The 15,537-nt window shown below is 73.6% G+C and carries 14 protein-coding genes; 10 read left to right on the forward strand and 4 right to left on the reverse strand.

From position 1 onward, the window contains the following. Nucleotides 1-29: 29 nt before the first annotated feature. The 6 genes from ACIPRD_RS22560 (at nucleotide 30) to mscL (ending at nucleotide 6,187) form a co-directional block, all read left to right on the forward strand. Complete coding sequence (locus ACIPRD_RS22560; protein ID WP_401565411.1) at nucleotides 30-1,622, forward strand: potassium/proton antiporter; 1,593 nt, start codon at nucleotides 30-32, stop codon at nucleotides 1,620-1,622. A 228-nt stretch (nucleotides 1,623-1,850) separates the two neighbouring features. After that, nucleotides 1,851-3,146, forward strand: coding sequence for an MFS transporter (locus tag ACIPRD_RS22565; RefSeq protein WP_401565413.1), 1,296 nt, complete (start codon nucleotides 1,851-1,853; stop codon nucleotides 3,144-3,146). Nucleotides 3,147-3,213: 67 nt separating this feature from the next. Continuing rightward, nucleotides 3,214-3,543 carry an FmdB family zinc ribbon protein gene (locus tag ACIPRD_RS22570; RefSeq protein WP_401565415.1) on the forward strand — a complete coding sequence of 110 codons (330 nt, stop codon included), beginning with the start codon at nucleotides 3,214-3,216 and terminating at the stop codon, nucleotides 3,541-3,543. A gap of 109 nt (nucleotides 3,544-3,652) precedes the next feature. After that, a complete protein-coding gene (locus ACIPRD_RS22575; protein WP_356406388.1) occupies nucleotides 3,653-4,486 on the forward strand; it encodes an S-methyl-5'-thioadenosine phosphorylase in 834 nt (277 codons plus the stop codon). Between the two features lie 363 nt (nucleotides 4,487-4,849). Further along, entirely contained in the window at nucleotides 4,850-5,560 is a 711-nt protein-coding gene (locus ACIPRD_RS22580; RefSeq protein ID WP_401565418.1) for an RcpC/CpaB family pilus assembly protein, read from the forward strand. A 138-nt stretch (nucleotides 5,561-5,698) separates the two neighbouring features. Further along, nucleotides 5,699-6,187 (forward strand): large conductance mechanosensitive channel protein MscL, encoded by a 489-nt coding sequence (mscL, locus tag ACIPRD_RS22585; RefSeq protein ID WP_356406394.1) that lies wholly within the window; start codon nucleotides 5,699-5,701, stop codon nucleotides 6,185-6,187. A 112-nt stretch (nucleotides 6,188-6,299) separates the two neighbouring features. Here the strand turns inward: mscL and ACIPRD_RS22590 are convergent, their stop codons facing one another. Then, a complete protein-coding gene (locus ACIPRD_RS22590; RefSeq protein ID WP_356406397.1) occupies nucleotides 6,300-6,476 on the reverse strand; it encodes a hypothetical protein in 177 nt (58 codons plus the stop codon). Nucleotides 6,477-6,540: 64 nt separating this feature from the next. Between ACIPRD_RS22590 and ACIPRD_RS22595 the strand changes: the two genes are divergently transcribed. From ACIPRD_RS22595 to ACIPRD_RS22610, 4 genes are all read left to right on the forward strand, one after another. Continuing rightward, nucleotides 6,541-7,776, forward strand: a complete 1,236-nt coding sequence (locus tag ACIPRD_RS22595; RefSeq protein ID WP_401565422.1) for a low temperature requirement protein A — start codon at nucleotides 6,541-6,543, stop codon at nucleotides 7,774-7,776. Nucleotides 7,777-7,817: 41 nt separating this feature from the next. Beyond that, the gene (locus ACIPRD_RS22600) at nucleotides 7,818-8,858 is read left to right on the forward strand and encodes a P1 family peptidase (protein ID WP_401565425.1); all 1,041 of its coding nucleotides are present in this window, start codon (nucleotides 7,818-7,820) and stop codon (nucleotides 8,856-8,858) included. Between the two features lie 207 nt (nucleotides 8,859-9,065). Further along, on the forward strand, nucleotides 9,066-10,277 hold the full coding sequence (locus ACIPRD_RS22605) for an Ig-like domain-containing protein (protein WP_356406406.1): 1,212 nt from the start codon (nucleotides 9,066-9,068) through the stop codon (nucleotides 10,275-10,277). Between the two features lie 157 nt (nucleotides 10,278-10,434). After that, entirely contained in the window at nucleotides 10,435-11,181 is a 747-nt protein-coding gene (locus ACIPRD_RS22610; protein ID WP_356406409.1) for a DUF6227 family protein, read from the forward strand. Between the two features lie 56 nt (nucleotides 11,182-11,237). On the opposite strand, the gene ACIPRD_RS22615 is transcribed toward ACIPRD_RS22610, so the two are convergent. The 3 genes from ACIPRD_RS22615 to ACIPRD_RS22625 form a co-directional block, all read right to left on the reverse strand. Further along, nucleotides 11,238-13,448: a fructose-specific PTS transporter subunit EIIC gene (locus ACIPRD_RS22615; RefSeq protein ID WP_401565429.1), complete on the reverse strand. Its 2,211-nt coding sequence runs from the start codon at nucleotides 13,446-13,448 to the stop codon at nucleotides 11,238-11,240. Nucleotides 13,449-13,653: 205 nt separating this feature from the next. Further along, on the reverse strand, nucleotides 13,654-14,601 hold the full coding sequence (gene pfkB / locus ACIPRD_RS22620; RefSeq protein WP_356406414.1) for a 1-phosphofructokinase: 948 nt from the start codon (nucleotides 14,599-14,601) through the stop codon (nucleotides 13,654-13,656). Then, nucleotides 14,598-15,359 carry a DeoR/GlpR family DNA-binding transcription regulator gene (locus tag ACIPRD_RS22625; RefSeq protein WP_401565431.1) on the reverse strand — a complete coding sequence of 254 codons (762 nt, stop codon included), beginning with the start codon at nucleotides 15,357-15,359 and terminating at the stop codon, nucleotides 14,598-14,600. Before ACIPRD_RS22625 ends, pfkB begins: the two co-directional genes overlap by 4 nt. Between the last annotated feature and the right edge of the window lie 178 nt (nucleotides 15,360-15,537).

Raw genomic sequence — 15,537 nt, forward strand, 5'->3', positions numbered from 1 at the left:
TCAAGAGTTAGGTAAGGTAACGAAGTAACTTGGGTGCGGCGCGCCGCAGCCTCGGGTCTTGTACGGGTGCCCGCCTCTTCTCGCGCGCGGGCCAAGGAAGGGAACCGCCGCTGACTGTCCACCACCTCAACCAGCTCCTGCTCGCCTGTTCCCTCGTGCTCCTCGTCGCCGTGGCGGCCGTGCGGATCTCCTCGCGCAGCGGGCTCCCCAGCCTGCTCGTGTACCTGGGCATCGGCATCGTCATGGGCCAGGACGGCCTCGGGCACATCCGCTTCGACAACGCCGAGATGACCCAGGTCATCGGGTACGCGGCCCTCGTCGTGATCCTCGCCGAGGGCGGTCTGGGCACGAAGTGGAAAGAGGTGCGGCCGGTCATCGCGCCGGCCTCCGTGCTGGCCACGGCGGGGGTCGCGGTCAGCGTCGGGGGCACCGCGGCCGGCGCCCACTACCTGGTCGGACTGGAGTGGCGGCAGGCGCTCATCATCGGCGCGGTGGTCTCCTCGACGGACGCGGCGGCCGTCTTCTCCGTACTGCGCAGGATCCCGCTCCCCGCACGCGTGACGGGCATGCTGGAGGCCGAGTCCGGCTTCAACGACGCCCCGGTCGTCATCCTGGTCGTCGCCTTCAGCACGGCCGGACCGGTCGAACACTGGTACGTCCTGCTCGGCGAGATCGCGCTGGAGCTGGCCATCGGCGCCGCCATCGGCCTCGCGGTGGGCTGGCTCGGCTCCTGGGGGCTCAAGCGTGTCGCGCTGCCGGCCTCCGGCCTGTACCCGATCGCCGTGCTGGCGATCGCCGTGACGGCGTACGCCGCCGGCGCGCTGGCGCACGGCAGCGGCTTCCTGGCCGTCTACCTGGCCTCGATGATGCTCGGCAACGCGAGGCTCCCGCACTGGCCGGCCACCCGCGGCTTCGCCGAGGGGCTCGGCTGGATCGCCCAGATCGGCATGTTCGTCCTGCTCGGCCTGCTCGTCACGCCGCACGAGCTGGGCGACGACATCGTGCCCGCGCTGATCATCGGACTGGCGCTGACGATGGTCGCGCGCCCGCTGAGCGTGGTGCTGAGCCTCACCCCGTTCCGGGTGCCCTGGGCGGAGCAGGCGCTGATGTCGTGGGCCGGACTGCGCGGCGCCGTGCCCATCATCCTGGCGACCATCCCGATGGTGAACGGCGTCACGGGCAGCCAGCGCATCTTCAACATCGTCTTCGTCCTGGTCGTCGTCTACACCCTGATCCAGGGACCGACGCTGCCCTGGCTGGCGCGCAAGCTGCGCCTCGGCGAGGGCGGCGAGGCCGCCGACCTCGGCATCGAGTCGGCACCCCTGGAGCATCTGCGGGGCCACCTGCTGTCGTTCTCGATCCCCGAGGACTCGCGGATGCACGGCGTGGAGGTCAGCGAGCTGCGGCTGCCGCCCGGGGCGGCGGTCACGCTCGTGGTGCGCGGCGACGAATCGTTCGTCCCGCTGCCCACGACGATGCTGCGGCACGGGGACGAGCTGCTCGTCGTCACCACCGACCCGGTCCGCGACGCGGCGGAGCGGCGGCTGCGCGCGGTCGCCCACGGCGGCAAACTGGCCGACTGGCTGGGCACGGACAGCGCCCACGACGAGCACCGGCACTGACCGGCGACGCGCCCGGGGTGCTCATTTTCACAGGGGCACGAGCGGGGGCCGCCTGTACGATCGGGCGGACCAGATCGAACCAACTCTGTCTGACGCAGAGCTGGCGCGACCGTATGGCGGCCGGGACGCAAGGCAGTGGCACCGGTATCTACCGCAGTCCCGCGCAAGAGGACAGCTCTCGGCGCCCCCCGCACGGGCGCGCTACCAGGCGGCAGAAAGGCACGGGCCGTGGCATCCACGGTCACCACCGAGCAGGCGGCGAAGGCGCCGGCTCCGTCCCGTCCCGGATACGGGCAGCTGCTGCGCACCCGCGGCGCCTGGACGTTCCTGCTCCCCGGCTTCGCGGCGCGCCAGCCGTTCGCGATGCTCACGATCTCCATCGTGCTGCTCGTGCAGCACACCACCGGCTCGTACGGTGCCGCCGGCGCCGCCGCGGCCGTCACCGGCACCTCCATGGCGCTGTCCGCCCCCTGGAGCGGCCGGCTGGCCGACCGCTACGGCCAGCGCGCCGTGCTCGTCCCGGGCGTCCTCGTGCACACGGTCTCGGCACTGTCCCTGACCGCGCTCGCGCTGGCGCACGCCCCCTTGTGGGCGCTGTTCGCGGCGGCCGTGCCGACCGGCGCCTCGGTGCCGCAGGTGGGCCCGATGGTGCGCGCCCGCTGGGGCGTGCGGCTCCAGGACTCGCCGCTGATGACCACGGCGGCGGCGTTCGAGTCCGTCACGGACGAGCTGACCTTCGTCGTCGGCCCGCTGCTGGCGACCGCCCTGTGCACCGCCGTCACCCCGTCCGCGGGCCTCGTCACCGAGGCCGCGCTGACCCTCGTCGGCGGCCTGCTGTTCGCCGCGCGCCGCAGCACCCAGCCGGCGGTGACCGCGCGGAGCGGCCACGCGCGCGTGGAGCATGCCTCCGCGCTGCGCGTACCGGGCGTGCGCGTGCTGGTCGTCGCCTTCCTGGGCATCGGCTCGGTCTTCGGCGGCATGCAGGTCTCCCTGGCGGCGTTCACCGAGTCGATCGGCGAGCCCGGCCTGAACGGCGTCCTGTACGGGGTCTTCGCCGCGGGCAACATGATCTCCGGCGTCGTCTGCGGCGCGATCGCCTGGAAGGTGACGCCCGAGCGGCGCCTGCTGGTGGGCTACGCCGGGCTCGCGCTGGCCTCGTCCGCGCTGTGGACGGCGCACTCGGCGCTGCCGCTCGCCGGACTCGGCCTGCTGGTCGGCATGTGCATCGCGCCCGCGCTGATCACCGGGTACACCCTGGTCGAGGCGCTGGTCCCGGCCGGCGCCCGCACCGAGGCGTTCACCTGGCTGACGGGCGCGGTCGCGCTCGGCCAGGCGGCCGCCGTCACCGTGGCCGGGCAACTGGAGGACAGGCTGTGGGGCGGGGCGGGATTCCTGGTCCCGATGGCCGGGACACTGCTGGCGCTGGCGACCCTGCTGGCCCTGCGTTCCCGGCTGTCGGCGCCGCCCCGGAACCTGACCGTCGCGCGTGGCGTCGGTCACCGCGAGCCGGTCGCGGTGGACTAGTACCCGGGAATACGTCAGTATGGACCGTCGTTAGCACTCATTGAGTGAGAGTGCCAGGAGGAAGACAGTGCCGACCTACCAGTACCAGTGCAAGGACTGTGGCGAGGGCCTCGAGGCGGTGCAGAAGTTCACCGACGACGCCCTCACCGAATGCCCCGCCTGCGGTGGCTCCCTGAAGAAGGTGTTCTCCGCCGTCGGCATTGTCTTCAAGGGCTCCGGCTTCTACCGCAACGATTCGCGCGGTTCCACGTCGAGCAGCAGCCCGGCGTCGAAGCCGGCCGGCTCGGCCTCGTCCGACACGAAGTCGTCGTCCTCGACGTCGTCCTCTTCGAGCTCGTCGTCGACCTCTTCGTCGTCCTCGGCCTCGTCGTCGGGCTCCGCCAGCTCCGCCGCCTGAGGCCCCGCTTCACGCTTTCCAGGACCCTGCCGTCGTACGACGGCGGGGTCCTCGGCGTTCCCCGGTATCCGGCTCCCCCGCGTTTTCGGGGCCAGCTAGGGTGCTCGGCATGGTGAACGCAGAGATCGGTGTCATCGGCGGTTCGGGCTTCTACTCGTTCCTAGAGGACGTGACCGAGGTCCAGGTGGACACGCCCTACGGCGCCCCCAGCGACTCCCTGTTCCTGGGGGAGATCGCCGGCCGGCGGGTGGCCTTCCTGCCCCGGCACGGCCGCGGCCACCATCTGCCGCCGCACCGCATCAACTACCGGGCCAACCTGTGGGCCCTGCGCTCGGTCGGCGTCCGGCAGGTCCTCGGCCCGTGCGCGGTGGGCGGTCTGCGCCCCGAGTACGGCCCCGGCACCCTGCTCGTCCCCGACCAGTTCGCGGACCGCACCAAGTCCCGGGCGCAGACCTACTTCGACGGGATGCCGCTGCCCGACGGCACGGTGCCCCGCGTGGTGCACGTGTCCATGGCCGACCCGTACTGCCCCACCGGGCGGGCGGCCGCGCTGAAGGCGGCCCACGGGCGGGACTGGGAGGCGGTGGACGGGGGGACGCTGGTCGTGGTCGAGGGACCGCGCTTCTCGACCCGCGCCGAGTCGCTGTGGCACCAGGCGCAGGGCTGGTCGGTGGTGGGCATGACGGGCCACCCCGAGGCGGCCCTCGCCCGTGAACTGGAGCTCTGCTACACCTCGCTGACCCTGGTGACCGACCTCGACGCCGGCGCCGAGACAGGTGAGGGCGTCTCGCACGACGAGGTGCTCCAGGTGTTCGCGGCCAACGTGGACCGGCTGCGCGGGGTCCTGTTCGACGCGGTCGCCGCGCTTCCGGAGACGGCGGACCGGGACTGCCTGTGCGTCGACGCGCTCGGCGGGATGGACCCGGGCTTCGAACTGCCGTGAGGTGAGGCGGGGCGCGGGGCGGATTCGGGGCGGGTTCGGGTTCGAGGCGAGCGCCGGTTCGGGTGCGGGGTGCGCGCGGGTGCGGGGTGGGGTCCGGGGTCGAGGCGAGCGCCGGTTCGGGTGCGGGGTGCGCGCGGGCGCGGGGCGGGTTCGGGTTCGGGGCGAGCACGGGTGCGGGGTGCGCGTGGCAGTGGGCCGGTCGTGAGGTGAGGTCCGGCGTCCCGGTGGCCGGGGGTGGAACTACCCGTTCGGGTGGGCGGGTTGTCCACATCCGGGGCGTGGTCCACGGGCTCCGGCGGACTTCGGCGTGAGGCGTCATCGTGGCATCGCAGGCCCGTTCCCTCCTCACCGGCGGTGATCCCGATGTCCGTGCGCCCTTCCACACCCGTACCCCCGTCCTCGTCCGCGTCGTCGCCCTCTCCGGCTCTCCCGGCTCCCGCCTCACCCGGCCCGCCGACGCTGCCCCTGCCCCTGCCCCTGCCGTTGGGCACCGATGCCCCCGCGACCTGCGAGGTGCCGCAGTTCGCGCCACTGCTCGTGCGCGGCGGGCGGTACGGGCTGGGGAGGCTGGCACGGCGGCGCGGGCAGGTCCTCGCGGCGGGCCTCGCCGTCACGGCGGCCGCGCTGGTGGCGGCGGGTCCGGGCGCGGAGGCGGGACCGCACCGTGCGGAGCGGCCGCGCGGGCGCCCGGCCGCGGATCCCGCGCCGGGCGCGCCCGGCTCTCCCGGACGCCGGGCCGGTCCCGCGGGCACGATGCGGGCGCCGGTGCGGATCGCCGACGCCGCGTCCGTACGGCTGCTGCGCCCCGGCGACCGGGTCGATGTGATCGCCGCCGAGGACCCGTCGGCCGGAGGCGGCACCCGGGTGCTGGCTCACGGGGCACGCGTGGCCGCGCTGCCGGAAGCCCTGAGCGGGACCGGGCGGCCGGGCGGAGGATCCGGGGAGCAGGCCGACGGGTCCGCCGGCGATACGTCCGTGAGCGGGGCGCTGGTCGTGCTGTCGGTGCCGCCCGCCACCGCGGCACGGCTGGTCGGCGCGAGCGCCACGGCCCGGCTGGCGGTGACGCTGTGGTGAGCCCCGGTGGGCGCTTTCCGCTCCGGGTTATGTCAAGTCCCACGATCGAGCGACGGGATTGGACACAATGGCCTCACCGTGCCGTAGGTTGCGGAGCGCTTTGTTCCACACCCTGTGCAAACGAGGAGAGTTTCCGAGGTGAGCGCGAAGAAGGATCCGGGCATCCTGGAGGGCTTCAAAGCCTTTCTGATGCGCGGCAACGTTGTCGATCTTGCGGTGGCGGTGGTCATCGGCGCCGCCTTCACCAACATCGTCAACGCGGTGGTGAAGGGGATCATCAACCCGGTGGTCGGCGCCGTCGGGACCCAGAACCTGGACCACTACAGCTCGTGTCTGAGCGCGCACTGCGACGGCAAGGACGGCATCCGGCTGATGTGGGGCGCCGTCCTCGGTGCCACGCTCCAGTTCGTGATCACCGCGGCGGTCGTCTACTTCCTGATGGTCCTGCCCATGGCCAAGTACCTGGCCCGGGTCGCGGCCCGCAAGAAGGCGAAGGACGGCACGGCCGAGGCCGTCGAGGCGCCCGCGGTGACCGAGGTCGACGTGCTCAAGGAGATCCGCGACGCGCTGGTCTCGCAGCGCGGCCCCGGCCCGAACGAGCGGTACCCCAGCCACGGGGGCCGTTAGCGGCACAAGCGCGGGGCCTGGCCCGGCTCCCCCGAGGCCAGGCCCCCGCACGGCACGACCACGCACGCGAGGGGTGGCTCGGACCCGGCGCCAAGGGCCCGGGCGGCTCCGCTCAGAGGTGGTGGGGCGGCTTCTCGTCGAGGAAACGCTTGAGGTCAGCGGCGCTGTCGGTGTCGCCGCGCTCGCCCCACCCCCGGTCGGTGTCGTCCGAGGACTGCTGGTTCAGCGGGTCGTCGAAGATCAGCGCGGCCTTGGGGTCGCGCGGCTCGGGTGCGGGGGCGGTGCTCATGCCTCCAGGGTACGGCCCACGTCCCGGCAGGATTCCGGCCCGGACATCTGCTGTCCTGGGACACATGACGCCGAGTTCCGTTCCTCCGCCCGCCTCGCCGGGCGCTCCGTTCCCGCAGAACCCCGTACGCCGGCTGACCGCGCGCCGGCGGGACGAGGCGCACCGGGTCTCCTCCCCGCTGGAACTCTTCTTCGACCTGTGTTTCGTCGTCGCCATCGCGCAGGCCGGCGTCCAGCTCGTGCACTCCGTGGCCGGGGGCCGTCCCGGCCAGGGCGTCCTCGACTACGCGATGGTCTTCTTCGCCATCTGGTGGGCGTGGATGAACTTCACCTGGTTCGCCTCGGCGTACGACAACGACGACGTGCTCTACCGGGTCGTGACCCTCGTCCAGATCTCCGGTGTCCTGGTGCTGGCCGCCGGTGTCTCCCGCGCGTTCGACCGGCACGAGTTCCTGCTCGTCTGGCTCGGTTACGCCATCATGCGGGTGGCGATGGCCTCGCAGTGGCTGAGGGCGGCGGGCTCGGCCACGGGGCCCGAGAGATCCATGGACCGGCGCTACGCCTACGGGATCCTGCTGTGCCAGGTCGGCTGGCTGGGTCTGGTGGTGCTGCCGCAGTCCGCGCGGCCGTGGGTGTTCCTGGTGATGGCGGTCGTGGAGCTGTGCGTGCCGCTGTACGCGGAGCGGGCCCACTCGACCTCCTGGCATCCGCACCACATCGCCGAGCGGTACGGCCTGTTCACCATCATCGTGCTCGGCGAGACGATCGCCGCGGCCACGGCCGCCGTGCGGTCGGGGGCCGACGAGCACGACGCGCTGGGCTCGCTCCTGCCCATCGCGGCGGGCGGTCTGCTGATCGTCTTCTCCGCGTGGTGGATCTACTTCGTGGTGCCGATCCACGGGCATCTGCGCGGCGGCGGCAACCCGTTCCTGTGGGGCTACGGCCACTACTTCATCTTCTCGTCGGCCGCCGCGATCGGCGCCGGGCTGGAGGTGGCGGTGGAGCAGGCGGTCGGCAAGGCGCACCTCTCGGCACCGGCCGCCGCCGCGGCCGTGACCCTGCCGACGGCGCTGTACCTGCTGGCGGTGTGGCTCCTGCACGCGCGGCACTACAAGGCGGGCATCGGTCAGCAACTGGTGCTTCCGGTCACGGCACTGCTGGTGCTCCTGTGCACCTTCCTCGGCGACCGGGCGGTCCTCGCGACGGGGATCGTGACCGCGGCGGCGGTGGCCACCGGGGTGACACTGACGGCACGCTCGTCCGGCCGCCCGCGGCACGGCACCGCCGCCCCGGCCGCCTGACACTCCCCCGGGGTGCCCCGGGGTGGGCCAGACTGGCCCGCATGACAGTTGACGCGCTGACGGACGTCGCGGGGATCCGGGTGGGGCACGCCACGCGCGACGGAGCGGGCCGGCTCACCGGGACCACGGTGGTGCTTGCCCCCGAGGGCGGCGCGGTCGCCGCGGTGGACGTGCGCGGAGGCGGTCCGGGCACCAAGGAGACCGACGCCCTGGACCCGCGCAACGTGGTGCGCGGGGTCGACGCGGTCGTGCTGACCGGGGGCAGCGCCTACGGACTGGACGCGGCGACGGGCGTGATGGCCTGGCTGGAGGAACAGGGGCGCGGGGTGCGGGTCGGGGCGGATCCGGCACATGTGGTGCCGGTGGTGCCCGCGGCGTGCGTCTTCGACCTGGGGCGGGGCGGCGACTTCCGCGCCCGGCCGGACGCGGCGCTGGGCCGGGCCGCGGTCGAGGCGGCCGCGGCCACGGGCCCGGGGGCGCCGGTGGCCGAGGGGTGCGTGGGCGCGGGCACGGGCGCGGCGGCCGGGCTCCTCAAGGGCGGGGTGGGGTCGGCGAGCGCGGTGCTCGGCTCCGGGATCACGGTCGCCGCGCTGGTGGTCGTGAACGCGGCGGGCTCGGTGCTGGATCCGGAGACGGGCGTCCTGTACGGAGAGCTGTTCCAGGGGCGTGTGTCCTACCCGGCGCGGGAGGCGCACGAGGCCGCGCGGCGGCGTCTGGCCGAGAGCGCCGCGACGCACGCGCCGCCGCCGCTCAACACCACGCTCGCCGTGGTCGCGACCGACGCGGACCTCTCCAAGGCACAGGCGCAGAAGGTGGCGGGCACGGCGCACGACGGCATCGCGCGGGCCGTCCGGCCGGTGCATCTGCTGCACGACGGCGACACGGTGTTCGCGCTGGCCACCGGCGCGCGCTCGCTGGACGCGGCGGATCCGCTGGCGCTCAACGAGGTTCTCGCGGCCGGCGCGGATCTGGTGACGCGTGCGATCGTGCGGGCCGTGCGCGCGGCGCGCGGGGTGGCAGGTCCCGGTGGGGCGTGGCCGTCGTACGAGGAGCTGTACGGCCCCCGGCGCGAGACGTCCTGAGGTGCCCTGAGGTGTGCTGACGTGTTCTGACGCGGCCTCCGGTCCCGAGCCGGCGCGGCGTCAGAGTGTCGCGGTGGAACGGGTTTTGTCGCGGTTCTGTCACGTGACGGCCGCCGGGAAGAACGGAGGGAACCTTTCCGGCGCCCTGGTCCTCTTTCTCCACGCACTGGAACGGACCACGCACATCACAAGAACCTGGAGCAGCCCGTGACAACGCCGGACATTGCAGCGCGGCGCGTACTGGGGGCCTGTGCCGCCCTGATGGTCGGCGCCCTCACCCTCACGGGGTGCGGCGGCGACGCCAACGCCACCAACGGCGGCGGCAAGGACTCCACCCGGACGTCGACCGCGAAGATAGCGATCTCGGCCAAGGACGGTTCGACCGGCGCGTCGATCAACGCGACCGGGGTGAAGGTCAGCAACGGCCGGCTGACCGACGTGAGGATGACGGTGTCCGGGTCCGGCGAGAGCGTGCCGGGCGCCATCTCGGCGGACGGCGGCAGCTGGAAGCCGAACCAGCGGCTGGAGCGCGGGACGAAGTACGCGATAGAGGCGACCGCGAAGGACGCCGGCGGCCGCACGGCAGCGGCCAACGCCGCCTTCACCACGGTGACCACCTCGAACAGCTTCATCGGCACCTACACGCCGGACGGCGGCAGCACGGTGGGCGTGGGCATGCCGGTGTCGTTCACCTTCGACAAGTCCATCACCGACCGCAAGGCCGTGCAGTCCCACATCAAGGTCGACTCCAGCAGCGGCCAGCAGGTCGTGGGGCACTGGTTCGGCGACCGGCGCCTGGACTTCCGGCCGGACGACTACTGGAAGGCCGGCTCCAAGGTCACGATGCACATCGACCTCGACGGGGTCCAGGGCGCGAACGGCGTCTACGGCGTGCAGAAGAAGACGGTGTCGTTCACCGTCGGACGCGCGCAGGTGTCCACCGTGGACGTCCGCACGCAGACCATGACCGTGGTGCGGGACGGCCGGACCATCAGGACGGTGCCGATCTCCGCGGGCAGCCCGCAGCACACGACGTACAACGGGAAGATGGTGATCTCCGAGAAGTTCACGCAGACCCGGATGGACGGTTCGACGGTCGGGTTCGGCGGGGAGTACGACATCTCGGACGTGCCGCACGCGATGCGGCTGACGTCGTCGGGCACCTTCGTGCACGGCAACTACTGGTACAACAAGGGCAACCCGCCCTTCGGCCGCGAGGGCACCAGCCACGGCTGCGTCGGGCTCGCCGACGTGCGGGGCGCGCAGGGCGCCACCACGGCGAAGTGGTTCTTCGACAACTCGCTGGTCGGGGACGTGGTGTTCGTGAAGAACTCCCCCGACAGCACGGTGGCGCCGGACAACGGACTCAACGGCTGGAACATGGCGTGGAGCGCCTGGACCGCCGGAAGCGCGGTCTGAGCGGGAGGTTCTGACGGATCGCGGGGCCGCGCGGGAACTTTTCGCGCGGCCCGCGCGTTTTCCCGGCGTACGTTTTCTCGGTTCCCGGACATGATGTCCGACCGAGGGGCTACGGTATGCACCCACCAGGTGACATGCAGCAACGCCAGGAGAAGCCTTGAGCGTTCCGTACGAGACAGCAGCGTACGAACCAGCCGGGTCGCCGGAGTCTCCGGAGGAGCACCTCGAGCGGCTCCTCGGCCGTGCCCTGAACTCCTTCGAGCTGCCCGACGAGGTCATACGCAGACTCGACTGCGCACTGGTGCACGACAGTTCGCTGCACTCCGCGCACCACAGCGCCGGGCTGCACCGGGAGACCCACCGGCACACCTGGCTGCTCGCCGACGGCGAGGCGGTGACCCTGTGGGAGCTGGTCCACAACACCGCGTCCGGCGGTGAGCCCCAGCACGAGGTGTACGCCGACGAGGAGGAGCTGCAGGCCTCCACGGCCCGCCTGGCCCTGCCGTCGGACACGCCCGACTTCGAACTTCCCGTGCTGACACACCTGTCGGCCATCCCCGAACCCCGGCACGTCTACGCGCCGGACGGCTCGGCCGACCACGCGCGCCGGCTGCTGCGCCGTGCGGAGAACCCGGACCGGCCGGACGAGGAGACGGCGGCGCTGCTCGCGACGGCGGCCGCGCACCAGATCACCCAGGCGTTCGGGCGCCCCGGCAGGGCGGGCCGCGCGGGCCTGAACTTCGCCCTGTACGAGCACGCGTTCCTGCTGCCGGACGGCAGGGAGATCTCCCTGTGGGAGGTCGAGCACACGGCGACGCCCGACGGCCGCCACATGTGCGAGGTGTACCCGTCGGAGGGCAGGGCCCGGGAGGCCATGGAGCGGCGGGCCGCGCGGCAGGGCTGACGCGCGGGCGCGGCGGAACACCCCGGGCCGTCGCAGGTGTCCCGCCGCGGCGGGGGTCAGGCGGCGACCGGCTGCCGCTGTTCGGAGGCGGTCTCGGCCGGACCCGCGCCGGAGGTGCCACTGTCGCCGGGGGCCGGTGTGCGCAGGCCCTTGAGCAGGATCACCAGCCCGGTGGTGACGCACACCCCGGCCAGGACGGCGAGCAGGTAGAGGAACGGGTTGCCGATCAGCGGGACCACGAAGACACCGCCGTGCGGGGCGCGCAGGGTGGCGCCGAAGGACATCGACAGCGCCCCGGTGACGGCGCCGCCCACCATGGACGAGGGGATGACCCGCAGCGGGTCGGCCGCCGCGAACGGGATGGCGCCCTCGGTGATGAAGGAGGCGCCCAGTACCCAGGCGGCCTTGCCGTTCTCCCGCTCGGTCGGGGTGAACAGCCGGCCGCGCACGGTGGTGGCCAGGGCCATCGCCAGCGGCGGGACCATGCCGGCCGCCATCACCGCGGCCATGATCTTCATGGCGGAGTCACTGGGGTCGGCGACCGCGATGCCGGCGGTGCCGACGGTGTAGGCCACCTTGTTGACCGGGCCGCCGAGGTCGAAGCACATCATCAGGCCGAGCAGGGCGCCCAGCAGGACGGCGTTGGTGCCGGTGAGGCCGTTCAGCCAGTCGGTCATGGCCTTCTGTGCGGAGGCGATGGGCTTGCCGATCACCACGAGCATCAGGAACCCGGTGATCGCGGAGGAGATCAGCGGGATCACCACCACGGGCATGATGCCGCGCAGGGCGGGGGGTATCCGCACCCGCTGGACCGTCAGCACCACGCCGCCGGCGATCAGTCCGGCCGCCAGGCCGCCGAGGAAGCCCGCGCCGGTCGCGGAGGCGATCATGCCGCCCACGAACCCGGGGACCAGACCGGGCCGGTCCGCCATGCCGTAGGCGATGTACCCGGCGAGCACGGGGACGAGGAAACCGAAGGCGAAGCCACCGATCTGGAAGAGCAGGGCACCCCAGCCGGCGCGCTGCGACCACATGAAGTGGTCCAGGACCGAGGGTGCCGCCTTGACCTCGTACCCGCCGAGCGCGAAGCCCAGGGCGATCAGCAGGCCGCCCGCCGCGACGAACGGCACCATGTAACTCACGCCCGACATCAGCCACTTGCGGAGTTTCGTGCCGTATCCCTCGCCGGCCTCACCCGCACGTTCGACCGGGGTGCCGCCGGAGGCGGACGCGGTCGCAGGGGCGGGCGCGCCCGTGCCCGCGGGCGTGCCGTCCGACTCCGCCTTCCGGCGGACCTCCGCGACCAGTTCGGCCGGGCGGCTGATGCCCGCCTTCACGCCGACGTCCACGGTCGGCTTGCCCGCGAAGCGCTCCCTCTCCCGTACGGGGAGGTCGTGCGCGAGGATCACACCGTCCGCCGCCGCGATCACCGCGGGGTCGAGCCGGGTGAAGCCCGCCGAGCCCTGCGTCTCCACGACGACCTCGACGCCCGCCTCACGGCCGGCGTTCTCCAGGGACTCGGCCGCCATGTAGGTGTGCGCGATCCCGGTCGGGCAGGAGGTGACGGCGACGATCCGGAAGGGCCGTACCGCCCCGGTGGTCCCGCGCCCGGGCTCCTCCGCGCTCTCGGCACCATCGGCCGGACCCGCGGCCTCAGCGGGGTTCCCGGGTGCCGTACTGCCCGCCGCGGCGCCGGCGGAGGCCGCCGCCGGCGCCGTGGCGGTGTCTTCGGGGCGGGCTCCGGCGGACTCGTCCGCTCCGGCTTCTCCCGCCGCCGATGACGCCCCCGCTGCCGGTGCCGGGTCCGGCACCGGGGCCGGAGGTGTCTCCTGCCCTCCGATCAGCCGCGCCGCCGCCTCCGGGTCGGCCGTGGCGCGCAGTGCGGCCGTGAACCCGGGGTCCATCAGGCGGCGGGCCAGAGCGGAGAGGATCGTGAGGTGGGCGTCGTCCGCGCCGGCCGGGGCGGCGATGAGGAAGACCAGGTCGGCCGGACCGTCCGGGGCACCGAAGTCGATGCCGGCGGCGCTGCGGCCGAAGGCGAGCGTCGGCTCGGTGACATGGGCGCTGCGGCAGTGCGGGATGCCGATGCCGCCGTCGAGACCGGTCGGCATCTGGGCCTCGCGGGCGGCGACGTCGTCGAGGAAGCCCTCCAGGTCGGTCACCCGGCCCAGGGCCGCCATCCGTGCGGCGAGATTGCGCGCCGCTGCTTCCTTGGTGCCGGCGGACAGGTCGAGATCGACCAGGTCCGCGGTGATCATGTCGGTCATCGCGGGCTCCAATGCACGCGTATCGCCCGGGGTGCACGGTGGGCGGTGACGGGGACGGGGGTGGCGCTGTGGGGGGAAGCGGTGGGTGCCGGGCGGGGCACGGGCGGCAGGGCCGCGCGCCGCCTCCCGGGGCGGTCCGGGTCGCGGAGCGGGGCGCGGAAGGGGCGCCGGCCGGCGGGGGTCGTACGGTCCCGGCCCGGGCCGTTCATGACACCGGCTCGGTGAGGGCGCGGCCGGCCGGGACCTCGGACGTGACGGTCACCGCGGCCGGGTCGAGGTCGGCGGGTCCCGGCATCTCGCTGCCGGGGAGCCGGACGGCGGCGGCGCCGTGGGCGACGGCGGAGGCCAGGGCCTCGGGGCCGCTGCCGCCGGCGACGAGGAAGCCGGCGAGGGAGGAGTCGCCGGCGCCGACGTTGCTGCGGACGGTGTCCACGCGCGCGGTACCGAACCAGACTCCTGTGCCGTCCACGAGCAGCTGGCCGTCGGCGCCCAGGCTCGCGAGCACGGCCCGCGCGCCCCTCGCGCGCAGTTCCCCGGCCGCCTTCACCGCGTCGCCGACGGTCGCGAGGGGGCGCCCCACCGCCTCCGCGAGTTCCTCGGCGTTCGGCTTCACCACGTCGGGCCGGGCGCGCAGCGCCTCCAGGAGCGCGCGCCCCGAGGTGTCGAGCGCGATCCGGGCGCCCACGGCGTGCGCCCGTGCGACGAGGTCGGCGTACCAGGAGGGTGCGAGCCCGCGCGGCAGGCTGCCGCAGCCCGCGATCCACTCGGCGTCGCGCGACTGCTCGCGGACGGTGTCCAGGAGGAGTTCCTGTTCGGCCGGGGACAGCTCCGGACCGGGCGCGTTGATCTTCGTCAGGACGCCGTCCGCCTCCGCGAGCGCGATGTTGGAGCGGGTGGCTCCGGCCACCGGGACCGGGGCCACCTCGATGCCCTGCGCGTCGAGCAGGGCGGCGACGAGCGCCCCCGGCGCCCCGCCCAGGGGCAGTACGGCGACCGTGCGGCGGCCGGCGGCGGCGATCGCGCGGGAGACGTTCACGCCCTTGCCGCCGGGGTCCACCCGCTCGCCGGAGGCGCGGACGACCTCGCCGCGCTCCAGGGCCGGCACCTCGTAGGTGCGGTCCAGGGACGGGTTGGGGGTGACGGTGAGGATCACGCGCGGACCACCTCCGTGCCGCCGTGTTCGATGGCGGCGGCGGCCTCGGCGCCCAGTCCGCTGTCGGTGATCAGCAGGTCCACGTCGCCGAGACCGCCGAAGCGGGCGAAGTGCTCCTGGCCGTGCTTGGCGGAGTCGGCGAGCAGGACCACGCGGCGGGCGGCGGCGACGGCCGCGCGCTTGACCGCGGCCTCGGCGAGGTCGGGGGTGGTCAGACCGTGCTCGGCCGAGAAGCCGTTGGCCGCGACGAACAGCACGTCGGCGCGGATCTCGCCGTACGCGCGCAGCGCCCAGGCGTCCACGGCGGCGCGCGTCCGGTGCCGTACGCGCCCGCCGACCAGGTGGAGCTGGATGCCCGGATGGTCGGCGAGGCGGGCGGCGATGGGCAGGCTGTGGGTCACGACGGTGAGCGCGCTCTCCAGCGGGATCGCGGCGGCGAACCGTGCCACCGTCGAACCGGCGTCGAGGATCACCGTGCCCTCGGTGGGGAGTTCGGCGAGGGCCGCCTTGGCGATGCGGTCCTTCTCGTCCGCGGCGGTGGACTCGCGTTCGGCGAGGTCGGGCTCGAAGTCGAGGCGGCCGGCCGGGATGGCGCCGCCGTGCACGCGGCGGACGAGGCCGGCCCGGTCGAGGGCCTTGAGATCGCGGCGGATCGTCTCCGCCGTCACCTGGAACTCCTCGGCGAGCGAGAGGACGTCCACCCGTCCGGCGTCCCGTGCGAGCCGGAGGATCTCCTGCTGTCTCTCCGGTGCGTACATGTCCGCTCGCCTCCGCATGATGCCCGAACGTGTGGTTTCCGGGGAGGCTACGCCCGCACAGCCGGGAAGTAAACAGGTCCGGACATCATCCGGGCATGTCCGGGCAGCCCGAAGGCCCGGCACCCGTGGGTGCCGGGCCTTCCCGCCGCGAACGGCGTCCGGAGTCGCAGGAGTTCAG

This window comes from Streptomyces sp. NPDC090108, from assembly GCF_044747185.1.
In the GTDB taxonomy this organism is placed as follows: domain Bacteria; phylum Actinomycetota; class Actinomycetes; order Streptomycetales; family Streptomycetaceae; genus Streptomyces.